The 25,175-nt window shown below is 26.9% G+C and carries 29 protein-coding genes; 28 read left to right on the top strand and 1 reads right to left on the bottom strand.

What is annotated here, in order from left to right; genetic code table 4:
• The first annotated feature begins 109 nt into the window (after nucleotides 1-109).
• The 16 genes from rpsB to CK556_RS03090 all read left to right on the top strand — a co-directional run bounded on the left by rpsB (nucleotide 110) and on the right by CK556_RS03090 (nucleotide 13,440).
• A complete protein-coding gene (rpsB, locus tag CK556_RS03165) occupies nucleotides 110-910 on the top strand; it encodes a 30S ribosomal protein S2 (RefSeq protein ID WP_027875446.1) in 801 nt (266 codons plus the stop codon).
• Between the two features lie 19 nt (nucleotides 911-929).
• The gene (gene tsf, locus CK556_RS03160; RefSeq protein WP_027875445.1) at nucleotides 930-1,823 is read left to right on the top strand and encodes a translation elongation factor Ts; all 894 of its coding nucleotides are present in this window, start codon (nucleotides 930-932) and stop codon (nucleotides 1,821-1,823) included.
• A gap of 2 nt (nucleotides 1,824-1,825) precedes the next feature.
• Nucleotides 1,826-2,386, top strand: a complete 561-nt coding sequence (locus tag CK556_RS03155) for an EI24 domain-containing protein (RefSeq protein ID WP_027875444.1) — start codon at nucleotides 1,826-1,828, stop codon at nucleotides 2,384-2,386.
• 70 nt (nucleotides 2,387-2,456) lie between these two features.
• The gene (gene pyrH / locus CK556_RS03150) at nucleotides 2,457-3,173 is read left to right on the top strand and encodes a UMP kinase (protein ID WP_027875443.1); all 717 of its coding nucleotides are present in this window, start codon (nucleotides 2,457-2,459) and stop codon (nucleotides 3,171-3,173) included.
• A 10-nt stretch (nucleotides 3,174-3,183) separates the two neighbouring features.
• Nucleotides 3,184-3,729 (top strand): ribosome recycling factor, encoded by a 546-nt coding sequence (gene frr / locus CK556_RS03145; protein WP_036246599.1) that lies wholly within the window; start codon nucleotides 3,184-3,186, stop codon nucleotides 3,727-3,729.
• Nucleotides 3,730-3,783: 54 nt separating this feature from the next.
• The gene (gene argS / locus CK556_RS03140) at nucleotides 3,784-5,445 is read left to right on the top strand and encodes an arginine--tRNA ligase (protein ID WP_027875441.1); all 1,662 of its coding nucleotides are present in this window, start codon (nucleotides 3,784-3,786) and stop codon (nucleotides 5,443-5,445) included.
• A gap of 2 nt (nucleotides 5,446-5,447) precedes the next feature.
• On the top strand, nucleotides 5,448-6,932 hold the full coding sequence (locus tag CK556_RS03135; protein ID WP_027875440.1) for an MFS cation transporter: 1,485 nt from the start codon (nucleotides 5,448-5,450) through the stop codon (nucleotides 6,930-6,932).
• A gap of 8 nt (nucleotides 6,933-6,940) precedes the next feature.
• A complete protein-coding gene (locus CK556_RS03130) occupies nucleotides 6,941-7,510 on the top strand; it encodes a hypothetical protein (RefSeq protein ID WP_027875439.1) in 570 nt (189 codons plus the stop codon).
• Between the two features lie 15 nt (nucleotides 7,511-7,525).
• Nucleotides 7,526-8,365: a hypothetical protein gene (locus tag CK556_RS03125; protein ID WP_027875438.1), complete on the top strand. Its 840-nt coding sequence runs from the start codon at nucleotides 7,526-7,528 to the stop codon at nucleotides 8,363-8,365.
• Nucleotides 8,366-8,416: 51 nt separating this feature from the next.
• Entirely contained in the window at nucleotides 8,417-9,250 is an 834-nt protein-coding gene (locus CK556_RS03120; RefSeq protein WP_027875437.1) for a segregation and condensation protein A, read from the top strand.
• A complete protein-coding gene (scpB, locus tag CK556_RS03115; protein WP_027875436.1) occupies nucleotides 9,243-9,866 on the top strand; it encodes an SMC-Scp complex subunit ScpB in 624 nt (207 codons plus the stop codon). Before CK556_RS03120 ends, scpB begins: the two co-directional genes overlap by 8 nt.
• Entirely contained in the window at nucleotides 9,866-10,621 is a 756-nt protein-coding gene (locus tag CK556_RS03110) for a pseudouridine synthase (protein ID WP_027875435.1), read from the top strand. The genes scpB and CK556_RS03110 overlap by 1 nt, the downstream gene beginning before the upstream one ends.
• Before the next feature lie 12 nt (nucleotides 10,622-10,633).
• On the top strand, nucleotides 10,634-11,257 hold the full coding sequence (locus CK556_RS03105; RefSeq protein ID WP_027875434.1) for a deoxynucleoside kinase: 624 nt from the start codon (nucleotides 10,634-10,636) through the stop codon (nucleotides 11,255-11,257).
• Nucleotides 11,248-11,868 carry a deoxynucleoside kinase gene (locus CK556_RS03100; protein WP_036246595.1) on the top strand — a complete coding sequence of 207 codons (621 nt, stop codon included), beginning with the start codon at nucleotides 11,248-11,250 and terminating at the stop codon, nucleotides 11,866-11,868. Before CK556_RS03105 ends, CK556_RS03100 begins: the two co-directional genes overlap by 10 nt.
• Nucleotide 11,869: 1 nt before the next feature.
• Nucleotides 11,870-12,583 carry a YebC/PmpR family DNA-binding transcriptional regulator gene (locus tag CK556_RS03095; RefSeq protein ID WP_027875433.1) on the top strand — a complete coding sequence of 238 codons (714 nt, stop codon included), beginning with the start codon at nucleotides 11,870-11,872 and terminating at the stop codon, nucleotides 12,581-12,583.
• 62 nt (nucleotides 12,584-12,645) lie between these two features.
• Nucleotides 12,646-13,440: a hypothetical protein gene (locus CK556_RS03090; protein ID WP_027875432.1), complete on the top strand. Its 795-nt coding sequence runs from the start codon at nucleotides 12,646-12,648 to the stop codon at nucleotides 13,438-13,440.
• A gap of 63 nt (nucleotides 13,441-13,503) precedes the next feature.
• Here the strand turns inward: CK556_RS03090 and CK556_RS03085 are convergent, their stop codons facing one another.
• On the bottom strand, nucleotides 13,504-14,067 hold the full coding sequence (locus CK556_RS03085; protein ID WP_027875431.1) for an inorganic diphosphatase: 564 nt from the start codon (nucleotides 14,065-14,067) through the stop codon (nucleotides 13,504-13,506).
• A 111-nt stretch (nucleotides 14,068-14,178) separates the two neighbouring features.
• Here CK556_RS03085 and CK556_RS03080 point away from each other — a divergent pair, with 111 nt between their 5' ends.
• The 12 genes from CK556_RS03080 to trmFO all read left to right on the top strand — a co-directional run bounded on the left by CK556_RS03080 (nucleotide 14,179) and on the right by trmFO (nucleotide 25,172).
• The gene (locus CK556_RS03080) at nucleotides 14,179-15,036 is read left to right on the top strand and encodes a hypothetical protein (protein WP_027875430.1); all 858 of its coding nucleotides are present in this window, start codon (nucleotides 14,179-14,181) and stop codon (nucleotides 15,034-15,036) included.
• An 86-nt stretch (nucleotides 15,037-15,122) separates the two neighbouring features.
• Nucleotides 15,123-15,392: a 30S ribosomal protein S16 gene (gene rpsP / locus CK556_RS03075; RefSeq protein ID WP_027875429.1), complete on the top strand. Its 270-nt coding sequence runs from the start codon at nucleotides 15,123-15,125 to the stop codon at nucleotides 15,390-15,392.
• 56 nt (nucleotides 15,393-15,448) lie between these two features.
• Nucleotides 15,449-15,949 (top strand): ribosome maturation factor RimM, encoded by a 501-nt coding sequence (locus tag CK556_RS03070; protein WP_027875428.1) that lies wholly within the window; start codon nucleotides 15,449-15,451, stop codon nucleotides 15,947-15,949.
• A complete protein-coding gene (gene trmD, locus CK556_RS03065; protein WP_027875427.1) occupies nucleotides 15,949-16,680 on the top strand; it encodes a tRNA (guanosine(37)-N1)-methyltransferase TrmD in 732 nt (243 codons plus the stop codon). Before CK556_RS03070 ends, trmD begins: the two co-directional genes overlap by 1 nt.
• 1 nt (nucleotide 16,681) lies before the next feature.
• Nucleotides 16,682-17,068, top strand: a complete 387-nt coding sequence (gene rplS, locus CK556_RS03060; RefSeq protein ID WP_027875426.1) for a 50S ribosomal protein L19 — start codon at nucleotides 16,682-16,684, stop codon at nucleotides 17,066-17,068.
• A gap of 86 nt (nucleotides 17,069-17,154) precedes the next feature.
• Nucleotides 17,155-18,102 carry a ribosome biogenesis GTPase YlqF gene (gene ylqF, locus CK556_RS03055; RefSeq protein WP_027875425.1) on the top strand — a complete coding sequence of 316 codons (948 nt, stop codon included), beginning with the start codon at nucleotides 17,155-17,157 and terminating at the stop codon, nucleotides 18,100-18,102.
• Nucleotides 18,096-18,722, top strand: coding sequence for a ribonuclease HII (locus tag CK556_RS03050; protein WP_027875424.1), 627 nt, complete (start codon nucleotides 18,096-18,098; stop codon nucleotides 18,720-18,722). The genes ylqF and CK556_RS03050 overlap by 7 nt, the downstream gene beginning before the upstream one ends.
• Nucleotides 18,723-18,792: 70 nt before the next feature.
• Complete coding sequence (locus tag CK556_RS03045; RefSeq protein ID WP_027875423.1) at nucleotides 18,793-19,098, top strand: single-stranded DNA-binding protein; 306 nt, start codon at nucleotides 18,793-18,795, stop codon at nucleotides 19,096-19,098.
• A gap of 1 nt (nucleotide 19,099) precedes the next feature.
• Nucleotides 19,100-19,879 (top strand): DNA-processing protein DprA, encoded by a 780-nt coding sequence (locus CK556_RS03040; RefSeq protein ID WP_027875422.1) that lies wholly within the window; start codon nucleotides 19,100-19,102, stop codon nucleotides 19,877-19,879.
• Between the two features lie 88 nt (nucleotides 19,880-19,967).
• Nucleotides 19,968-21,938 (top strand): ABC transporter ATP-binding protein, encoded by a 1,971-nt coding sequence (locus CK556_RS03035; protein WP_027875421.1) that lies wholly within the window; start codon nucleotides 19,968-19,970, stop codon nucleotides 21,936-21,938.
• Nucleotides 21,925-23,832: an ABC transporter ATP-binding protein gene (locus CK556_RS03030; protein WP_051412748.1), complete on the top strand. Its 1,908-nt coding sequence runs from the start codon at nucleotides 21,925-21,927 to the stop codon at nucleotides 23,830-23,832. Before CK556_RS03035 ends, CK556_RS03030 begins: the two co-directional genes overlap by 14 nt.
• Entirely contained in the window at nucleotides 23,832-25,172 is a 1,341-nt protein-coding gene (gene trmFO / locus CK556_RS03025; RefSeq protein ID WP_027875419.1) for a methylenetetrahydrofolate--tRNA-(uracil(54)-C(5))-methyltransferase (FADH(2)-oxidizing) TrmFO, read from the top strand. The genes CK556_RS03030 and trmFO overlap by 1 nt, the downstream gene beginning before the upstream one ends.
• Nucleotides 25,173-25,175 lie beyond the last annotated feature (3 nt).

The raw sequence follows: 25,175 nt of genomic DNA, 5'->3' as shown, positions 1-25,175 counted from the left end.
TCACAGACGAGAATTCATTTACCCAGTGCCCAAATTTAGTAAAAAGGGTGGTAGTGTTCGAATCGTTTGGAAGCCTAACAAATACAAAATAAAAGAAGGAGTACAGAAAATGGCATACAAAGAAGTAACAAGAGATGAATTATCTGCTGCTGGTGTTCAATATGGACACCAAACAAAAAGATGAAATCCAAAAATGGCACCATATATTTATGGTTCAAAATCAAAAAACCACGTAATTGATTTAGAAAAAACTTTAATTCAATTAAGACAAGCTGAAAAATTATTACAAACAATCGGAGCTAAAGGAGAAAAAGTTTTATTCGTAGGTACAAGACGTTCAGCTAAATTAGCTGTTAAAGAAGCTGCTTTAAGATCAGGCAACTACTATGTTAACCAAAGATGATTGGGTGGAACTTTAACAAACTTTAAAACTATTGTAAAAAGAATTAAAGCTTTATGAGAAATTGAAGAATCAGAAAAAAATGGACAATTAGCTTTAAGAACTAAAAAAGAACAAATCTTAATTTTAAAAGAAAAAGCAAACTTAGAAAAATCATTAGGTGGAATCAAACAAATGCGCAAATTACCTGCAGCATTAGTTGTAGTTGATCCTAAGTCAGACGAAATTGCTGTTAAAGAAGCAATTAAATTAAAAATTCCAGTAATTGGATTATGTGACACAAACGTTGATCCAGATATTGTAAACTTACCAATTCCAGCAAATGATGATTTACAAGAATCAGTAAACATTATGATTAATGCATTGGTTGATGCATTCGCTGATGGAGCAAACTTAAAAATGGCGCCTTCAGTTTTAAAAACAGTTGTTGTTAAACGTGAAAGAACAGAAGGCGAAAATCACTACTCAAACAACAGAAATTTTAACAGAACAGAAAATACAACAAACTAATTAAGAGGAGAAAACATATATGGCTGTAAACGCACAATTAATTAAAGAATTAAGAGAAATTACACAAGCTGGTATGATGGATTGTAAAAAAGCTTTGGAAGCAACAAATGGAAACATTGATGAAGCTATCGTTTGATTAAGAGAAAATGGATTAGCAAAAGCTGCTAAAAAATCAGACCGTGTTGCAGCAGAAGGTGTTTCATTAGCAAAAGAAGATGACAAAAAAGTAGTTATTCTTGAAGTTAACTCTGAAACAGACTTCGTTGCTCAAAACGAAAAATTTATTGGCTTAATTGATGAAATTGCTAATGTATTGTTAGCATCAAATGCCAAAACTTTAGAAGAAGGTTTAGCATTAGTAACATCAAATAATGAAACAATCGAACAAGTATTAGTTAATGCAACTGCAACAATTGGAGAAAAAATTCAATTAAGAAGATTTGCATTAATTAATAAAGAAACTGGGAATACAACGACTTTATATAACCATGCAAATAAAAGAGTTTCTGTAGCATTGAATTTTAAAGGTTCAATTGATGCTTCAGATGCATACAATCTTGCAATGCACGTTGCTGCAATGAGCCCACAATACAAAAGTATGGAAGAAATCCCAGCTGAATTTAAAGAATCAGAATTTAGCATCATTAAAGCTGAAGCTAAAGAAGATCCAAAATTACAAGGTAAACCAGAAAACGTTTTAGAAAACATCTTAAAAGGTAAATTATCAAAACGTTTATCAGAAATTAGTTTAGTAGACCAACAATATGTTGTAGATGAAAGTTTCAAAGTAGGGCAATTTTTAGAATCTAAAAAAGTTGTTTTAATAGATATGATTAGATATGAAGTTGGAGAAGGAATTGAGAAAGTAGTAACTGACTTCGCTAGTGAAGTTGCTGCTCAATTAGGTAACTAATTATGAGTTCAAAATTTTTAATTATGAGTATCGTGTTAATTGCAGTTTCATTATTGTTAGTATTAACACTTGCATATTACTATTACCAATTTAAAAAAATTGATAGTAAAGCTAAAAAATATGGTTTACTATTACCAATAGTAACTTTAGTTTTAATTTGTGCATCTGAAATAATGGGAATAGTTATTGCTATTGTACATGAAGATGATTTAACAAGTAAAAATATACCATCAATTATTTTGACTACAATTGGTATGATTTGTTTAGTAATAGCAGTTATTGCATTATTCTTCTTTATTCCATATTTTGGTGTCGCCTTATCAAAAGACTCAATTAATTTAATTGGAGAAAAAATTGATAATAAAAACATTACAAAAATTATTAAAGATACAAAGACATCAAATATTTATGTATTTTATAAACAAGGAAAAAGAGTGACTAAAAAAATCAAATTTAGCAAAAAAATGGTTGATGCTTCATTTTTCGATGAAAAAATCATAGGTGTTAAAGTTGATAATGAAGATGCATTAGCATACCATAATAAAACAATTAGAAATAAATAATTAAAGCATTCTTAGGAGTGCTTTTTTTATCAAAATTTGGGTATAATAAATAAGATGAATGAGGTATTACATGAAATATAAATATAATACAGTTTTACTGAAATTAAGCGGTGAAGCTTTAAAGAGTGAAAAAGAAATTTACAACAAAGATAAATTAGAAGACATTGCAAAACAAATTGTTGAACTTGCAACTAATGGATTAAAATTAGGGATTGTAATTGGTGGAGGTAATATTTGAAGGGGTAAACTTGGTACAGATATTGATATGCCACAAATTAATGCAGACTACATGGGTATGTTAGCAACAGTTATGAACGGTTTGGCATTAGAATCAACAATTAAACGTTTGGGTTATGATAAAGTTAACGTTTACTCATCTTTACCAATTGAAACAGTGACAGATGATTACAATTTTAAAAGAGCTAGATTAAAAATGAATGAAGGATACATTTCAATTTTTGTTGGTGGAACTGGGTTTGCCTACTTTACAACAGACACTAATTCTGTAATTCGTGCAATTGAGATTGATGCTGACGCTGTTTTAATGGCAAAAAACGGTGTTAAAGGAGTTTATGACTCAGATCCAAACAAAAACCCAAAAGCCAAATTTTATGCAAAATTAACTCATCATGAAATAGCTGAAAAACAATTACGTGTAATGGATTTAACAGCTGCAACATTAGCAAAAGATGCAAAACTTCCAATTGAAGTATTTGACATGCAAGGTAAAAATAACATAATTAAAGTTATGGAAGGTTCATTAGAATCAACAATTATAGAGGAATAGGAGAAATATTATGGACGAAATTTTATTATTAGCAGAACAACAAATGGAAGATACTGTTGCTGCTTGACAAGAACATATTAAAACAATTAGAACAGGTAGAGCTAGTGCTTCAATGTTGGACAAAGTTATGGTTAATTATTATGGAACTCCAACACCAGTAAACCAAACTGCACAAATATCAACACCTGAACCTCAACTATTAGTTATTAAACCCTGAGACAAAAGTTTAATTCAAGAAGTGGTTGCAGCAATTAATAAATCAGATTTAAATTTAAATCCAATTTCAGATGCAGAAGTTGTAAGAATTAATATACCAGCTTTAACAGAAGAGATAAGAAAAGATTTAGTTAAAAAAATGAATAAAGAATTAGAAAACTTTAAAGTTCGTATTAGAAACATTCGTAGAGACAATATTGACATTGCTAAAAAGGATAAATCAATTAGTGAAGATGTTGTTAAAGGGATTGAAACAGATATTCAAAAAATAACTGATTCAAGCATAAAGAAATTAGATGAAATTTCAAAAATAAAAGAAAAAGAATTAATGGCAATATAGAAGAAAACATTTGTTCAAACAAATGTTTTTTCCTTAGAAAGTGGAGAATAAAAAATGAAGAATATTATTAGTATCGTTAAAGAGGATTTAAAAGAAATCGCTAAAAAATTAAATATCGAAAAAGAGCCTATTGTTGAAATTAATAAAAATAATGTTAATAGTCATTTTTCAACTACTTTAGCATTAATGAGTGCAAAGGAATTGAAGCAAAATCCAATTGCTTTAGCTAATGAAATTAAAAATTTACTAATAGAAAAAACTTATTATGATGAAATTGAAATTGCTGGTCCAGGTTTTATTAACATTAAACTAAGCCCAGAATTCCTGAGTTCAACAATTACTAATATTACAAATTTGAAAGAATCTTATGGTAAAAATGATAAGAAAAATAAAATTATTAATATTGAATATGTATCAGCTAATCCAACTGGTTTTTTACATGTTGGTCACGCAAGAAACGCAGTCACTGGTTCAGTTTTAGAAGAAGTTCTGAAGTTTGATGGATATGATGTTCAAACTGAATATTACACAAATGATGCAGGTAATCAAATTAATATTTTAGCAGTTACAGTTTTTGTACACTACTTATGAGCATTAGGTATTGAAGCTGAAAAACCAGCAAATACTTATGGTGGAACATTTTATGATGATCTAGCAAGTTCTTTAATTGACAAATATGGTGATAAATTTAAAAACTTCACTTTCACTGAAAATGCAATTTCAGATTCTAAAGTACATCAAATTTTTAGAAAAGAAGCAACAGATTATTTTTTAATAGAAATTAAAAAACAATTAAAAGATTTTGGTGTTGTTATTGATCATTATTCAAGTGAGCAAGAAATGTATGATACAAATCAAATTGAAAAGTTATTAGAAGAATATAAACAAAAAAATGCAGTATATGAATCTGATGGGGCATTATGATTAAAAACAACAGAATTTGGCGATGACAAAGATAGGGTTTTAATTAAAAAAGATGGATCATTAACTTATATTGTTCCAGATCTTGCTACACATAATATCCGAATTGATAGAACAAAAGCAGATACATTAATTAATATTTGAGGTGGAGATCATCATGGTTATATTCAAAGAATGAGAGCTGGTTTACAATTACTAGGCCACAATCCGGATATATTAGAAATTGAAATGGTTCAAATGGTTAGATTAATTAAAGACGGCCAAGAGTATAAAATGAGTAAAAGAAAAGGAACCGCTGTTTGATTAGTAGATATTATGGAAATGGTTGGTAAAGATGCACTAAGATATATGCTTGCATCAAAATCAAGTAGTTCACATATGGATTTAGATTTAGATTTAGTTCAACAAAAAAATGCAACCAACCCTGTCTATTATGCACAATATGCAACTGCTAGATGTCATTCAATTATCAATCAGGCAAATCAAAAAAATATTAAAGCTAATTTAGTAAAAACAAATCTATTAGATAGTAAAAAAGAAATCGAATTATTATTAACTTTAGATAATTTTAATCAAGTAATTCAAATGGCGTCAAAAAATAGAGCTCCACAATTAATTTGTGAATACATTCAAACAATATGTAAACAATTCCACTCATACTATGCAGATACAAAAATTCTTGACGAAAACGAAATCAAACTTAGTGAAGCAAGATTAGGTTTAGTATATTCAGTTTTACAAGTTTTACAAAATGCATTTTCTATAATTGGTGTTAGCGCACTAGAAACAATGTAGTTATGCTTAACTGAGATTTATTCATTGTTGTACCATTAATAATAGTTTTAGGTTTTGCAATTTTATATGTAATTTATAAAAAGAATAAATTTGAAAAGAAATTATTTTGGTTTTACATTCAGACTTTAATTGTATGACTAGTAGTTGCAATACTAACACAAGAAAATACTAATTTAATGAGTAATGTGTTTGAAAAATCACCACCTGCAATTGTTGTAGCATTATTGATATTTGGCAGCTCAATGTTATTTGCAGTTTTCCTAAAACCTGTTGCTACTTGATTAACAGGCAAAATGAAAAATAGAAGAATTTGAATTAGAGCTGCTATCTTAACTTCAATTGTTGCAGCATTGTTGTTATTAATACCAGAAAATAATACAACATTATTTAAGTTTGTTATTATTTTTCAAGCAGTTATTTTAGCGCTTAGTATTTCATCACAAAGTTTATATTTTTTATTTTTAAATGAACAAAAATATAACAAACTTTTTCCATTAAAAGTTTCATTTTCAGTGGGTCTTGTTATAACATTCTCTACATTTATAGGAAATTGAATTTTTAATTTAAATACTTTAGCTGATAATAAGTTTTGATTTTTAAATGCATTTTGTATTATTTTATTAATTTTTGGCGGAATTCTAAGTTTTAAAAATTTTGGTGAAAATCCAAATAAGATTGGCGAATTTAAAATTGTGTTAAAAGAAGAATTAATTAAATTTTCAAAGTCAACTTTAATTAAACTAATTGTATTAACTTTAATTATGGGAATAATATATGGTTTTGTACAATCACCTATTTTTAAAATGTATTTTGTTGCACACTTTAAAATTACTAATAATGATATTGAATGATTACATTCATTAGATAGAAAATATCAAGCGGTATTCATATTTGGGCAATTTGCATTAGGCTTCTTTTTATATAAGTTTTTGCTTCCAAAAGTAGGAGTTAAAAATTTAATTATGGGTTTAATTTTAATATCTGGAGTAACTTTGCTAATATCAACATTTGTTATTAATAACATTTGAATTATTATTGCTAATTTATTATTTGGATCATCATATTTTGTATTGTTTTATATGTGGTTTGCATTTGCAATAATGTGAAACTACAGAGCATCTAAAGGAACTCCTGTAACTGGATACATTGCATCAGCATTAATACTAGGGCAATTTCTTGTCATAACTGTATTTAATTCTATAATTTATACAAAGACAGGATTATTCACTTATCAATCAATCAATTCAATTATTAATGAAACAAATATGGAAAATATTATTCAATTTGAAAAAAATATAACACAAATAATTAAAATAACTTGTGCTTCACTATTTTTCATTAATGGTATTTACTTGTTTTTAACAGTAATTTGAATAGACCAGGTAATAGCAGAATTTGTAGACTATGCAAACATTAGACAAATATTCTCTGAATATGAAAAACAATCAATTGAAAGAAAAATAAATTCAAGAATTATTATAGAATAGAGGAACAAATGAATCACGATTTAAAGTATATAAAAAAAATTAAAATTAACAATAAAATTAATGATAAAGTATTTCGTGATTTCATTAAGTACTTTGAAGTAAAAAATAGTTTAAAGATTGAAGTTCAAACTTATGAACTATTTTCTAATATTGTTAAAAAAGTAGCAACATATAATGATCACTTATTCGTTACTCAATCAGATCTTTTTGCTATGTTATTTATTGAACAAAATCAAATAACAAATTTTGAGGAAAAATTTTATTTAGCAATGAAAGACACAATGTTTAAAGAAGCACTTTATTATCAAAGTTTAAATTCAGATACAAAGGATCAATTTGAAAATAAATTTAATAAGCAAACATTAAGTGTAGAAGAAAAAGAGCATGCTAAAAAATTAGTTGAATGAATAAAAAAACAAATAGTAGTTTTTTCAAATGAAAAATTGATAGAAGAGAACCCACAGTTATTAAACAAAGTAACAGGAAATTTAGCAATAGACTTTTTTAAACAACAAAATGAAATTATAATAAGAATATATAAATGACATGCTAATGTATTTGAAATGATATCAAAATAAAAGAAGGACAATAAAATGAATGAGTTAAAATTAACAGAGTATTCAGTAAAAATTAAGCAGCTAATTAAAGTTGTTAAAAATAAAAAAATTAAACAATCTGAAGCTGATGACATTTTATTCTTTATAGCCAACATGATTGATGATGTTTTACTAAAGGATTCAACACTAGCATACAGGTTGAATTTAAATTTAATTAAAAATAATCGCATTTTAGATATTGATATCAAACCTAGTAAAAAAATTGTGGCAACAAAAGATACTCATGAATTTTTATATTTGTTAAAAACTCTTTTGTCTTTAATGATGATAAAAAATTATTTATTTAATATTTATATTTATTCTGAAATCAAAATGATTGTTAATTATTACATTAACAGATCTTCAAAAACAAAATATTACGATAGTGTTAATGAAAGATTTGGAATTAATGAATTAGAATTTCATGATCAAATTTTAATGTTTAAATATTTATATTCTATTTTTGATAAACTAATGTTTATTAATGTATTTATTGTTGATAAGTATAATTTGAAGTCTATTGATACAAAAACTAACTATATTTTTGCAAAAGATTTTGATTCCATTTCAATGCCATTATTTAAAACAACAGTTAGAAAATTAGCTTTTAATGATTATTTAAAGCTTTTAAATAAATCTGTTTCCTTTCATTATATAAGAAAACTAAGAAATAATTTAGAACACTCATTTACTGATCCAAAATCTAAATACAATATTTCTTTAGAAACAGAGTTGTTATTTATATTGGTAATAAGAACACTAATACAATTACATAAAGATTTAAAAAACGATAATGAATTATTAAAGCTTATAAAATTAAATCAAATTAATAAATAGGAAAAATAGTCTTATTTATTATAAAATAATAAATAACTAAGGAGAAAGAATATGCAACATTGAGATGAATTAAATATTTCTAACTTTTCTGGCCCATTGGACTTATTATGAAACATGGTTAAAGATAAAAAAATTGATATTTTTGAAATTGATTTAAGTGAAATTATTGATCAATATTTAAAATATATTGAAGGTCAACAAAAATTAGACATTGAATTAGCAAGTGAGTATTTAGTGATGGCTGCTCAAATGATTGAAATGAAATCAAGAATTTTGCTTCCTAAAGACGAAGAAGAATTGAATGATGAATTTATGTTTGAAGATTTATTAGAACAACTTAATCAATATGGTCAAATTAAAGAAGTTAGTGAATATTTTTATAATAAGCAAGATGAATATTTGAAAACTTATTCAAAGCCAAAAACAAAGAAATCATTTGTACAATCAATTGCAGATAGAAATGATGAGTTAATGGTTAACCCACTAGATATTGGAATTGATGAGTTTGCAGAAATTTTTCAATCAATATTGCAACGTGCACAAAATTTCCAAGAAGATTTCTATTATGATGAAGATATGTTGTTAGAAGATGCCTACGCTCCTATTCAGAATGAAATCATTTCTCCTCAAGTAATCGCAAAATCAATTGTTGAAGTTATGAAAACAAATAAGCACAAAGAATGAAAACTTGAAGAAGTAATTAGTGGATATGAGTTAAATCTAATAAACCTAATTTCAACTTTTCTAGCCGTATTAGATATGGTTAGGCATCAAGTTGCAGTAATTAATCAAAAAAATGATACTTTAGAATTTAGATTTACTACTGAGGTATTAGAAGATGAATCTATATTAAGAAGAATAGAAGAGGTAGAAGAATATGAATAGTAATATTAAAGCAGTTATTGAAGGTTTATTATTTGTTTATGGAGATGAAGGAATTAGTTTACTTGAATTACAAAATGTATTAGAAGATGCTAGACCAGTTACTATCCAAGAAGCAATTTTAGATTTAGAAAAAAAATATTCTTCAGATCCTGAGTGTGCATTTTCAATTCAAAAATTTAGTAAAAACAAATATAGACTTCAAACAAAACTTGAATTACACGAGTACTTTGCAAAATTGGAACTGGAAGTTAATAATTCAAGATTATCAAATTCAAGTATTGAAGTATTATCAATTATTGTTTATAAGGGACCAATTTCAAAAAGTGAAATTGAAGCATTGCGACAAGCTGAATGTTCTTATCAAATTTATAGATTAAGACAAAAAAAATTAATTAAAGCTGTTGGTAAAACTTCAACTGGAGCAAACTTATATACAATTACAGATAATTTCTTTAAATTATTTAATATAACTGGTGGAATGGAAGCACTACCTCAAATTGATTTTGCTTCTTATAAAACTGATGAAGAAGAAAAAGATTTTGAAGAAAAAGTCACTGAAGAAATTATCACAGAAGAAGATGTTTTTAATGAAGAAGAAACTGAAGGTTTGTTTTAATGGAAAGATTGCAAAAAATTATTTCAGCTAGAGGTGTAACTTCAAGAAGAAATGCGGAAAAATTAATTTTAGAAGGAAGAGTTAAAGTTAATGGGGTTGTAATAACAGAACTTGGATATAAAACTACTACTGATGCTGATATTGAAGTTAATGGTAAGTCAACAACTAAAAATAATGAGAAGTTTTACTATCTATTCAATAAGCCAAGATTAGTGTTAACAACTATGCGTGACCCAAAACAGCGTAAAACAGTAGCTGACTATTTTAAAGATACACCAACAAGAGTTTATCCAGTTGGAAGACTTGATTATGATGTTAGTGGTTTAATCATTATGACAAACGATGGTGAATTTGCTAACTTCGTTATGCACCCAAGATATGAATTCTTTAAGACATATCAAGGTTTGTGTAAAGGCAAAGTTAGTAAACAACAAGTGAATCAATTGCTTAAAGGTGTAAAAATTGAAGGCGATTATTTTACAAAAGCAATTGAAGCTGAATTATTAAATTATGATCAAGAGAAAGATCAATCAATTGTTCAAATGACAATTGCAGAAGGAAGAAAACATCACGTTAAACAAATGTTTTTAGCTATTGAAGCAAATCTTATGAAATTAAAAAGAACAAAGATTGAGTTTTTAGAAATTGGCGATTTAGAAATTGGTCAATATAGAGAATTAAAACCTCATGAAGTTAAAAAATTTTATGGTATATACCAATCAACAAAGAGAAAAGAAGATTTAAAAAATAAATAGAAGAGGTTTTGCGTGAGAATTGCAATTTTTGGAACAACTGGTGCTGGCAAGACAACAATTTGTAATGAGCTTTCTAAAAAAACAAATTATAAACTTGTTTTAGAACCAACTGATAAAAATCCATATTTTGATGAATTTTACAAAGATATCAAACAAAATGGATTTAAGATGCAAATTTTTATGTTAATGCTTAGAACTGAACAATTATATAGTACGAAAAATGAAGACAATATTATTTTTGATAGATCAATTATAGAAGATCCAATTTTTATGAAATTAAAGTATGAAAATGACTTAATATCAGAACTTGATTACCAAACATATTTGAGATTTTTTAAAAATGTTATATTTGAAACAGTTGATAATTCAAAACATAGAATCAGTTTTGATTTAATAGTTTATTTGAAAGTGAGTTCTAAAGTTGCTTTTGAAAGAATTAAAAAAAGAGGAATTCAAAAAGAAATTGATTTAGGGCCAGATTTTTGAAATAAACTAAATTATTTATATGAAGAAAAATATCAAGAATATAAAAATCAATTGCCTTTTATAGTAATTGATGCTGATAACTTAGATTTAAATTATAAAGTAGACATTATTTTAAATGAAATAGAAAAAGGTAAAATAAAATGAAAATAGCAATTTTTGGAACTGTTGGAGCAGGTAAGTCATCAATATCACAAGAATTATCGAATAGATTAAAATTTGAAATTTTCCCTGAACCTATAGATGAAAATCCATACTTTGAAGATTATTATAAAGATATAAAATCTTATGCATTTAGAATGCAAATCTTTATGTTAACTGCAAGATCAAAACAGTTATTTGCAGCAAAGGATTTAAAAAATAAAATTTTTGACAGAACAATTATTGAAGATCCCATTTTTATGAATGTAGGTCACAAAATGGGAAATGTTGATGACACTGACTACAAAACATATTGTGACTTTTTTCAATATGTTGTATCTGAAAATCTAAAATACCCAAATGATAGATTAAAATTTGATTTAGTAGTTTATTTAAAAGTTTCAGACGAAACATCAATTAGAAGAATTAATGAGCGTGGGAGAAGCGCTGAATTAAGTATTGATAATGAATATTGAAGAGTTTTAAATGAATCATATGAAGAATATTATCAAGAACACAAAAATGATTTTCCATTTTTAGTGATAGATGCTAATAATGATGACTTAAATTGTAAAGTTGAAGAAGTCTTAGCACATATAGAAAAAATTAGTAAGGAGATTTAATATGGGAAGAGCACACGAAGTCCGCGCTGCGTCTATGGCAAAAACAGCAGCTAAAAAATCAGCTGCAAACGGTAGAGCAAGTAAAGAAATTTATATGGCTGCAAAAGCAGGTGGAGCTGATCCATCTTCTAACCTAGCTTTAAGAACTTTGATTGATAAAGCAAAATCAAATCAAATTCCAAAGGATGTTATTGATAGAGCAATTAAAAGAGCAAGTGGTGGAGATGCAGAAAACTATGTATCAAATAGATATGAAGGAATGGGCCCAGGAAACATAGCTATTATAGTTGATGCTTTAACAAGTAATGTTAATAGAGCAGCAGCAAATATTAGAGAAGTATTTAATAAAAACCATGGTAATCCTGAAGGTAAAGTTGCATTCATGTTTGAAGAAGTTTCAATGTTTGCTTTTAAAAATAAAACTGAGGAAGAAGTTTTAGAACAATTAATGATGAACGAAGTTGATGTTAATGATGTTGAAGCTGATGAAGATATGATCATTGTTACAGCGCCTTATAAATCATTTAACACAGTTAAACATGCTTTAGATGAATTAGGAATTGATGAATATCTAATTTCAGAAATCAAATTAATTCCAAATGATGATTATATTGAAATAACAGATGCAGAAGTTAAACAGCAATTACAAACTTTACTAGATAAATTAGATGAATTAGAAGATGTGCAAAATGTATATCACAATGCAAGTTTATAATTAAATAGTTTTTTATTAACACTTAGGTGTTATTTTTTTTATAATCAATGTAGGGTGATATTATGTCAAGTTTATACATTATAAATTTAATGCTTTTAATAGTTAACTTTATTGTTTTAATAACGTTGCTTTTTTCAATGTTGTATTTTAGTAGAGCATATTATTCATATCAGGTGCCAAGAATTAACTCTTACAATGATGTAATAAGTTCAAAAGAAATTGAAAGAATTATTAATCAATTTAAAAAAGTGTATAATTTAGCTGATTATGACGTAATTTACAGTAATACAGAAAGCTATATAAGTTTATTTAAAAATTTAAATAAACGCAAAAAGCAAATTATAATTTCTAAAAAAATCTTTGAATCAGTTGGGTATGAAATTGATTATATAATTTCAAGACTATGGATATCTGCACAATTAAAAGAAAAAAATAATTTAATTCGCGGATACAAGGCATTGCTAGTTTATGTACCAATTCTTTCATTAGTTACTATTTTAATTTGTCTATTACTAAATTGCATTTTATTTGGTTACATGAGTGGAAGAGAATTAGAACAATTAGACGATCTTTTAGTTTGATTATGAAAAATACCACTTTTTTCAATATTATATTTCACAGCATTTCTTTCATTACTATTTGGATATTTAATTTCTTTCAAAGTTAAAGAAACAATCGAATATAACTATAATAATGAAATGTCTGGTTTAGTAAAAATAGCCTTAGAGGAGTATGTACAAGATTTTGTAAGTGCAAGAACTTACTCTCAAAATATTAGAATTAGTTATATACCGTTAATAAAATCATCAGATTTTTGAGAAAACTCAAAATGAATGGGGCCTTTTGTTTATATTTAAAAGAGCTTTTTGCTCTTTTTTTATTTTTATAATAAAAAAACAACCCAAAGGTTGTTAAATTAATTATCCTTGTCCAATACCTTTTTCTTTTCACTCAGCTAAGATTTGATCTCTTTCACCAGCTTCAAGTCTATCTTTGTATTCAATAAATCTTTCTTTACATTCATGCAATTCTTCAATAGCTTCTTCTAAAGTTCCTCATCCGTTAATTTTTACAGATTTTTTTTGTAAAGCTTTATATTGTAAAAAGAAGTTCTCTATTTCATCACGCAAGTGTTGAGGCACATCTTCTAAAGTTTGGTATGAACTAAATCTTGGGTCATCATTAAATACTCCAAATAATTTAGTATCAATTTCACCAGCATCAATCATTTTAATTGAACCTAAAATTCTAACACTAACTTGAACTCCTGGTAAAGTTGGATAAGTACATAAACTTATAACATCTAATGGGTCTCCATCTCAATCTAGTGTGTTTTCAACCATTCCATATTCACCTGGGTAAAAGTTTGCACCATATAAAACTCTATCCAAAATTATTCTTCCTGTTTTTGCATCAACTTCATATTTGTTAGAAGAACCTTTAGGAATTTCAACGATCATATCTAATACATTGTTTTTTGACATAATTAATCTCCTTATTTCTTTTTTTATTTTATCTTATATTATTCTTTTTTTTAATAATTACTTGAAAAACTTAAAATTCTTATTTATAATTTTTATAAATTAGGAGTTAAAATGAAAAAAGATAAAAAAATGTTTGGTTCATTTATTAATGAAATTAATTTGCCAGACGAAGAAGAATTAAATAAAAAAGATCATAGGAAAGAAGACCACTATCATGGTATACATCATTTTGATAAAAATGGTGGTCATGATCATATTGAAAAAGATGAATTTAAATTAAGTATTGAATTTAAAATGACTAGAAGAAAGTTAATTTATAAAATGGTTTTAACATCAATATTTTTAGCTTTAACAGCAACAGTTAGTGCAATTGATATTTTCTTTGAAAAAATAGCACTCCCAGTTGGTTCTGGACAATTGTGAATAGATTTTAGATTTTTGGATATCGCCTTTATATGTATTTCAATTGCGACACTAGGTCCTATATTCTCATCAATTATAGGAATATTAAATCCTTTTATTCATTTTGGTATTCACGGTGGAGAACATGGAATATTAACAACAGTAATAGAAGCCCCACAAAACGTGATTATAATATGAATGGTATGAGTAGTATTTAATATCATATTTAAAAATTCGCCTATTCATAGAGATACAAACAAATCAACAGCACATTTTAAAAGATTTGTTCCAATTCCAATAATGATATTATTAGCTTCAATAATAACAACAGCTATGTTTATTTTTGGAATGTACTTGGACGGATTAACAAGTGGAAAAGTTCACACACATGGTATTCAACTTTTTCATGAAGGCCATGAAGAAGGTAAGCTAGAACATATATATGATTTAAATTTTGTGGTTGTTTTGTCAATATTTGCATGAAATATTTTAAGGTATCTTTTTGCATTTTCAATATTTAGTATTATTGAGTGAAGAATGCGACCAATAAATCATAGATATAAATAAAAAAAGGAAGTTAAGTATTTTTACTTGACTCCCTTTTTATTTTTAGTAAAATTAAATAAGGTTTTAAAAATTTATAAGGAGGAAACATGGTAAAAATTAGATTAAAAAGAATTGGAAAAAAACAAGCTCCATTTTACAGAATTGTAGCAGCTGATTCAAGAGTTAACCGTAACGGTCAATACATAGAATTAATTGGAACATTTGATCCATTAAAATCAGAAGTAAAAATTGATAACGAATTAGCATTAAAATGATTACAAAATGGTGCTCAACCAACTGAAACTGTTAGAGAATTGTTATCACAACAAGGTGTAATGAAAGCTTTACACGAAGCAAAACTTGCTAACAAAAAATAATTCTAACAGAATTAAAACTTTGTTTTAAAACCACTAAAAATTAGCAAGGAAATAAAATGGAAAATAAAAATTTATTATCTATTGGAAGAATTGTAAATACATTTGGTATAAAAGGTGCTGTAAAAATTGCATTGGATAAAAACGTTAAATTAAATGATATAAACAAAATTAAACTTTTATTTATTGAAAATGCAAACAATATAATAATTCCAAAGCAAGTTGAATCAGTAACTATGCAAAAAAGCCATTTAGTAGTTTATTTTAAGGAACATATACATATTAATGAAGTTGAAATCTTTAAAGGTAAAAATGTTAAATACTTAAATGATGATGGAACATTTTCAATTTATTATGATTTAACACATTATACAATTATGTATAATTTACAAAAAGGCCAAGTTACTGACACAATGTTTAACGGGCAACATCATTTAGTAAAGGTTTTACTGGAAAATGAAAATAAAGCATTTTGAGTTCCTTTAGTAGATGTGTATACAGAGAACATCGATGATGAATCAAGAGTTATAACTTTAAAAAACATTGAAGGATTAAAATAATGAAATATTCTATTCTAACTTTATTCCCTAACATTATAAAATCTTATATTTCAGAATCAATTATTAAAAAGGCTTTAGAGCGAGATAAAATTGAACTTGAAATTGTAGATATAAGAGAATTCACAGATTTATCCCACAATCAAGTTGATGAATATCAATTTGGTGGAGGTAGAGGAATGGTATTAATGTGTGATCCAGTTGTAAAAGCAATTGAATCAGTGAAATCAAAAAACTCAATTGTAGTTTTAACTTCACCACAAGGGAAAACTTGAAATCAGGAAATTGCAAAAAAATTTGCAAGAACATATGATCATATAATTATTGTTTGTGGTCATTATGAAGGTTTTGACGAAAGAATATTAAAATATGTTGATATAGAAATTTCTATTGGAGATTATGTATTAACTGGTGGAGAATTACCTTCATTAATAATGCTAGATTCTATTACTAGAATCTTACCAGGAGTTATAAATACTGAATCTCATGAACAGGAAAGTTTTGAGAATGGATTATTAGATTATCCAGTTTATACCAAACCCCATGATTATAGGGGAGACAAAGTTCCTAAAGTCCTATTAAGTGGACACCATGCTAATATACAAAAGTGAAGAGATGAACAACAATTAATGTCAACTTTTAATAAAAGACCTGATTTAATTGATGAATCTAAATTAAACAAAGTACAAATTGAATTATTAGAAAATCTTAGAAGATCGAAAGGAGATAAATAATATGGCATCAAAAGCAACAAAAACAACACAATCAAAATACGCTATTATTAACAATCAATTACGTAATGACTTACCAGATTTTACATCAGGAGACACTATTAAAGTTGACGTTAAAATTAAAGAGGGAGAAAAATTCCGTATTCAAACTTTTGAAGGTTTAGTAATTAAAACTCAAGGTTCAGGAATTACTTACTCTGTTGTTGTTAGAAAATTATCAAACGGTGTGTTTGTTGAAAGAACTTTCCCATTACACTCACCAATCATTGATAAAATTACTGTAGTTAAACGTGGACGTGTACGTAGAGCAAGAATTTACTACATTAGAAAATTATCAGGTAAAGCTGCAAGAATTAAAGAAATTTTACCTACAAAAGCTGACAAAAAATAGTTGTCATTTATTAAACAATATAACTCTCATATAAATGAGGGTTTTTTTATTTGTTATAATATAAAAAGATTAAAAGGAGAAAAAATATGAGCGCAGAATTTAATTGATTTCCAGGTCACATGAATAAGACACTAAAAAACATTGAAGAAAAAATTCCTGTTGTTGATTTAGTTATTGAAATATTAGATGCAAGAGCTCCATATTCTTCTCGTAATTTAACTTTTTCAAAACTTTTAAAAAACAAACCAGTACTATATGTATTTTCAAAGGCTGATATCGCAGATTCAAAAGTAACTCAGGAATGAGTAGAATACTATCAAAAGAAAAATAATAAAGTCATGGTTTTGGATGATAAGCAAAAAAATATAGTTAAACCGCTTATTGATTTAATTAATCAATCTACGAAAGAAAAACAAGAAAAAGATAAAGCAAAAGGAATGGTTAATTCATTAATAAATGTTTTAGTTATTGGAATCCCTAATGTTGGTAAATCAACTTTCATTAACAGATTAATAAAAAATAAAAATGTTAAAGCTGGAAATAAGCCAGGTTTAACTAGAGGAATTCAAATTATTCAATTATCTCAATTTATTTCATTGTGAGATACACCAGGAGTTTTACCTGCAAAATTAGAAAATGAAACTGTTGCTACAAATATTTGTGCAATTAATTCTATTAAAGAAGATGTTTATCCAAAAGAAAGGGTAGCAGGAAAACTAATGCAGTATATTTTTAATCATTATGAAAGTTTAATTGAGCAACATTATAAAATTTCTCCAAGATTGCAAAGACCTATCCAAGTTGCTGATACTTTTATAATTTTTGAAATGATTGCAAAGGTTAAAAAATGATATTTAAATGATGATCTTCCTGACTATGATAGAGTTATTGATTTATTTTTGAGAGATTTAATTCAAAATAATTTTGAAAAAATATCATTTGAAAGAATCTTAGAAGTTGTACCAGAGGCTATGGAAAAAGCAGCTAAAACAAAAAATGAAAAAGAGACTGAGGATATTTCAGATTTATGATAGATAGATCTAGAATTTTATTTGATTTAAACATTAAAAAAGAGTATAAAGTAAATTTAATAAGTGGAAGTGATGAAGCTGGTAGAGGAGCCATGGCTGGTCCAATTGTTGCAGCTAGTGTAATACTTCCTGTTGGATATGAAAATCCCTTAATTAAAGATTCAAAAAAGTTAAACAAAGTTCAAAGAAGTATTCTTTCTGATGAAATTAAAAATATAGCAATTAGTTATAATATCCAAGTTTTAGATAGCAATCTTGTTGATGAAATTAATCCTAAAAAAGCTAGCCAAGTGGGGATGATTGAATCAATTAAAAATTTAACGATAAAACCTGAAATATCTTTAATTGATGCTGAAAAAATAAATATTGATGATTTTATCTGCTTGCCTTTTATTAAAGGTGATGATTTAAGTCAATCAATTGCTGCCGCAAGTATTTTGGCTAAGACTGCAAGAGACCAAATAATGATTGATTATGCAAAGATTTATCCAAATTACAATTTTGATATTCACAAAGGTTATTGTGTGAAAGATCATCTAACAAGAACTAAAAAATTTGGTGTATTACCAATTCATCGTAAAAGCTATAAACCAATTAAAAATATTTTAGAAGATAACCTTTAAAGTTATTTTTTTTATTTTTTTCTTAATAATATTGTGTCAGATGTCTGACGCCAGAAAAAAAGAGGGTAATATGAATCTAGTAAACATAATCGGTCAAATTGAAGGAGATGCAGAAATTGCATACACTTCTAAAGATGGTAATGCTAAATTGTATAAATTTACAGTTAGAGTACCAAACACTTATAAATCAAAAGCAGGCAAAAATGAAGATGATTTAATTAACATAAAAGCATGGTCTTCAGCAATTAATGATGAATTTGCATTGCATGACCAAGCTGTAGTTGGAATCGAGGCAAGAGTTCACTCTTCAACTAATAAAGAAAACACAAATGTCTTTAATGAAATTATTGCAAATAGAATTACCTATTTAAATTAATATGGACAATGTACTATTATATTTTTCTTTAAAATACAATGGTAATTGAGAGCAAATTTACAATGCTCTTGATGTTAAAGAAAAAATTGAAACTCAAGAACTAATACAGATTCCAGAAACAATACCAAATAATTACATTTCCATAATTAATCCTATTTACCCAAATAGTTTAAAGCAAATATTAAGACCTCCATTTGTTTTATATTATTTAGGTAATCCAACAATATTGGAAAACTATTATCAGACAATACATTTTAATAGTGGTAATTTTAATGATAGCTACAACTTAAAGATGGCAAAAGAAATTATTTTTGATTTAATTAAAGAGAAAAGAACAATGCTCTTTAGTCAAAATACTAAAGTAGATGAAGAATTAGTTGATTTTATAATTAAGAACAAAGGTAGATTAATTTTATTAGTAAACGAAAATTTACAAAATTTTATTAACAGTGAGTTTTGGTCAAAATATAAAGATATTGATTATAGCGAATTTATTGTTCTTAGTGAATATGAAACATCAAGTATATTTAAGAATGAAAAAAGTAAAAAAGAAAGTAGTGAATTTATAAGATTAATTAACGGTTTATCAAAAACTACAGTATTCTTAGAAAACAGTGAGTGAAACAAAATTGAACCAGTTTTAAATGCAATAATTAATGAAAATAAAATTTATTTTGCAATACCTCAAAGTATAAAAGAAAGCAATTCTTCAAGTAACAAAATTCTAAAAATGGGAGGAAAATTTTTGGAAAGTGCAGTTGATATTTTAAATCAAATTTAAAAACACATTTAGTGTTTTTTATTTTGTTTTTTGATGGTAAAATATTTTAAAATAAAGAATAAATATTTATTTAGAAAAGAGGGAAATTATGATCGATAGAGAAGAACAACAAATGCTTGATAATGAAAAAATCAACGAGTCTTCATCACCTCAAGTTAGAGTTTCAAGATGACTAAAAAAATCAGATTTAAATACAGAACTTGAAGCATCAAAGTCAAAGAAAAAATCTAAATCTTATATAGCTTTGATTTTAAGATATATGGGAAAAAATAAAATGTGAACTACCCTTATGCTAGTTTCAGTTTTAATACTTTCAGTAGCAACTGCTATGACCCCAAAAATAATAGAACAAATGAGCACAGCTGTAATTGTTGATAAATACTCAGGTCTTCCAGAATTATCAGAAGCCTATAATACGGCTTTAGAAAAATGATGAGGAATTGATTTTACAGGATTGCTTTGAATAGAAGTAGGAATTGTAATTGCAATGGCAATAGCAACTTTTGTTTCTCAATGAACAGCAGGAATGCTAGGTAAAAAAATTGAGGTTGATTTAAGAAACGATTTAAATAAAAAATTAGTTTCAATGGACATGTCATATTATTCAGATAAAAAAATTGGTGAAATTTTAACAAAAGTTGTTTCTGATACTCAAATCATAGGAGAGCAAACTGGTATCATTCCAATAACTTTCTTAAATGGTATTTTAACAACAATTGCAGCTATAATAGTTATGACTACAATTAGTGGATCTCTAACAATAGTTTTAGTTTGTGTATTTTTAGTTTTATTTTTAATATTTTTTGTTTTATTTATTCCAATGAAACCAATTGCATACAAAACAAGAAAAATTGTTACTGAGGTTAATGGAGATGTAACTGACAGAATTAATAATGTTAAGTTAATTAAAGCTTCAGGTACAGAAAAATATGAAGAAGATCGTTTTATTGAAAAACATATACCTTATTTTAAACAATCATCATTAATGAACTACTACCAAGCTATTGTTTTATCATTAATTTTCTTAATTATTAATGCAATTGAAACAGTTATGATTATAGCGACAGTTTTAATTTATGATTCAAACGATGTTGTTGCTGTCTTACCTGGTATGATTTCAGCTTCATCATTAATGATTGGTCCCTTAATGTCATTCCTAAGAGTTCTTGTTGGATTAACACAATCTAATGTTGCTTCAAAAAGAATTGGTGAAATTCTTGAACAAGAACCAAGATTTAATAATCACTTTGAAGATAAAGAAGGTGTTATTATTGAAAAAATTAAAGGTAATATTTACTTTAAAGATGTAGCTTTTGCTTATCCAGAAAAACCAACAGAATTAGTTTTACCAAAATTTGACTTTACTTTTGAACAAGGTAAATCATATGCTTTTGTAGGAACTACAGGAGCAGGTAAATCAACAATATCAAAGCTTTTATTAAGATTTTATGATCCAACAATTGGTCAAGTTTTAATTAATGAAAATATTGATTTAAAAGATGTTGTACTTTCATCATACTTAGACAAAGTTGGTTATGTAGAACAAGAACCAGCAATATTCTTAGGTAATGTTTATGATAATGTTAGATACGGAAGATTTGATGCTACTGACAAACAAGTTATTGCAGCATGTAAAAAAGCTGAATTGCACGAATTAATTATGACTTGACCTGATGGGTATGACACAATTCTTGGTGAAAGAGGATTTATGTTATCAGGTGGTCAAAAGCAACGTTTAGTTATTGCAAGAATGTTTTTAAAAGATCCTCAGTTATTAATTCTTGATGAAGCAACTAGTGCTTTAGACAATATTGTTGAAAAAGAGATTCAAGCAAAATTGAACGAATTGATGAAAGGTAGAACTAGTGTAACTATTGCTCACCGTTTATCAACAATTAAAAATGTAGATGAAATTTTAGTATTAGCACCAAAACAAGGTATTGTGCAAAGAGGAACATTTAATGAGCTTAAAAAAGTTCCTGGGCATTTCAAAAATTTATATGATGCAGGTAATTCAAAAAATGATGGAAAGGAAATAGCAATTAATGAGCAACAATAATTTACAAACTGGTAAACAGTTAAATAAACATGGTTTTGATGTTAACTTAGAATTTTCATGAAAAAAAATGGGTGTATTCATGCGCCAAATCTTTGAATCTGCAAAAGATAATAAAGCTATATTTTGAGCAATGTGTTTATTTACAATGTTTGACGCATTAGTTGCAACATTCCTTCCAGTATTTGCAACAATGATGATTTCAGCTATAACTAATCCAGGCGCAGAAACGCTAACTTTCTTAGCTTGAGAAGTTGGTTTAACTGAATGAACAACTTGACTATATATTACTTTAGGAGCTTTAGTTTTATTATTACTTTCAGAGTATGTAGTTAACTGAAGTATTGCTCAATTTTCACTTCATGTGGAAATTAATCAAAGACAAAAAATGTTGATTAGGTTAGCTCAACAAGATGTTGATTTCTTCTTTGATCATGTGTCAGGTAATATTTTAACAAGACTTGTAGGAGATACTCAATCATTAGCATTTGGTATTCAACAATTTTTTACTAATATCATTTACTTTTTAACAGGTATAACAATGTCTATTATTATTATGTTATTATCTGGTCTTTGATATGTTGCTGTTATTTTGGCAGTTTATATGTTCATTTCAATTGCTATTGCAGTTTTAATTTTCATTCAAAGTAGAAGAAAATTAATTACAGCATTTGATCAAAAACGTGATGTTGATCAAGATATGACAGATAGAATATCAAATATTTCATTAATCAAGTCATCAGGTTTAGAAGAACATGAAATTGAAAGAATTGAAGAGTTAAATGAAAAATATAATAGAGCCGGTGATGCTGCAATTACATGATCAGCTATCTTAACTCAATGAATTCAAGTTACAGCTTCATTAATGATGCCAATGTTTGTTATTATTTTTTGTATTATGTTTACAAAAGAAAGCGACATTAAATTAGCAGTTGAATTATTAAGTGTTAAAATGCCTCTAGCCCAAGTTTTAGTTTCATTTGTTGTTGGTGCAATTGCAATGTTAATTCCAACATTGAGGTCAGCAACAAGGGCACAAAATGCTGCGCAAAGAATTTCTGAATTAACAGATCCAGAGCCAACAATAAAACCAAATTCTGATGGACCTATAATTGAAAAAATAAATTCAATTAGCTTTGAAAATGTTCAATTTGCATATCCTAAAAAACCTGAAAAAACAATTTTGCCTAAAATGAATATAACTTTTGAAAAAGGTAAATCATATGCGTTTGTTGGTGAAACGGGCTCAGGTAAGTCAACAGTTGCAAAATTATTATTAAGATTCTATATGCCAACTGAAGGAAAAATATTGGTTGAAGGTAAATACAGAGATGAGAACGATATAGTAAAGGATTCTCACGATTTAAATGAAATTAATTTACCAGCATTTTTAAATAAAGTTGGTTATGTTGAACAAGAGCCACAAATTTTATTTGGTGATTTTTACGAAAATATTAGATATGCAAAATTTGATGCAACAGAAGAAGAGATTATTAGAGCATGTAAAAAAGCAAACTTACATGACTTTATTGTTTCACTAAAAGATGGATATAGTACAATTCTAGGTCAAAGAGGTTTCTTACTATCTGGTGGTCAAAAACAACGTTTAGTTATTGCTAGAGTATTCTTGAAAAATCCTGATTTCTTGATTCTTGATGAAGCAACAAGTGCTTTAGATAATATTGTTGAAAAAGAAATACAAGCGGAATTAGACAAATTGATGAAAGGCAGAACTAGTGTAACTATTGCTCACCGTTTATCAACAATTAAAAATGTAGATCAAATTATTGTTTTAGGAGCAAATGGTAAAGGTATAGTTCAACAAGGAAGTTATGAAGAATTAATATCAACTCCAGGTCGTTTCAAAAAATTATATGAAGCAGGTTTAATGAATTAATGAAAAATAGAACAGTAAATATTATTGGTGCTGGTTTGGCAGGCAGTGAGGCTGCTTACCAATTAGCAAAAAGAAATATTAAAGTTAAACTTTATGAAGTAAAAAGAATAACTAAAAATCCCGTCCAATTTTTGGACGGGTTTGCTGAATTAGTTTGTTCAAATTCTCTTAGAAGTAATGAAATGACAAATGCTGTAGGAACCTTAAAAGAAGAAATGAGACTTTTAGATTCACTAATTATTAGAGCCGCTGAATATGCTCAAGTTCCAGCAGGTGGAAGTTTAGCTGTAGATAGAATTATGTTTTCAGAATATATAACTAATGAGCTTCAAAATAATAATTTAATTGAAATTATTGACAAGGAAGTTATTAGTATTGATCCAAACGAAATAACACTAGTAGCATCTGGACCTTTAACAACAGATAATTTGCAAAATGAAATAAGCAAGCTAATTGGAACTGATGATTTTTATTTTTATGATGCCGTTGCGCCAATAATAGAGAAAGAATCTATTAACATGGAAATTGCATATCAAAAAAATAGATATGACAAAGGAGAAACAAGCGATTATATTAATTGCCCAATGTCAAAAGAAGAATATTTAAATTTTTACAATGAACTTATTAGAGCAGAAGTAACAATTGGGCATTTGCCAGGTGAAGCAGAATTAAAATATTTTGAAGGTTGTATGCCTGTTGAAGCAATGGCTAAAAGAGGAGAAGAAACACTTCTTTTTGGACCTATGAAACCTAAAGGATTAAATAAACCAGATGGTACAAGGAATCATGCAGTTGTACAATTGAGACAAGATGACGCAAACAATAGATTGTACAATATTGTTGGTTTTCAAACTAATTTAAAGTGGCCTGAACAAAAAAGAGTATTCTCAATGATTCCAGGTCTTGAAAATGCAAAGTTTGTTAGATATGGTGTTATGCATAAAAATAATTTTATTAATTCTCCAAAAGTTTTGAATAAATTTTTACAATTAAAATCAAATGAAAATATTTTCTTTGCTGGCCAGATAACAGGTGTTGAAGGGTATGTTGAATCATGTGTGACAGGACTAATAACTTCAATAAATATATTTAATTATATTAATAATAAAGAAATGAAAATACCAACATCAAAATCAGTAACAGGAGCTTTGTTGAACTACATTAATAAGGCTTCAATTACAAATTTTCAACCTATGAAAGCAAATTGAGGTATAGTTGATGAAATTTCTTTTGATAAACCAAATAAAAAAATAACAAAACAAGAAATTAAAAAACTTAAAAATGAAAGAATATCTAATTTAGCAATTGAAAACATCAAAGAATACATAAAAAAAATTTAGAAG

The organism is Mesoplasma chauliocola (assembly GCF_002290085.1).
GTDB classification, from domain to species: Bacteria; Bacillota_I; Bacilli_A; order Mycoplasmatales; family Mycoplasmataceae; genus Mesoplasma; species Mesoplasma chauliocola.
Note: the sequence above shows the minus strand (reverse complement) of the source record. Positions and strands in the feature narration are given on the sequence as shown.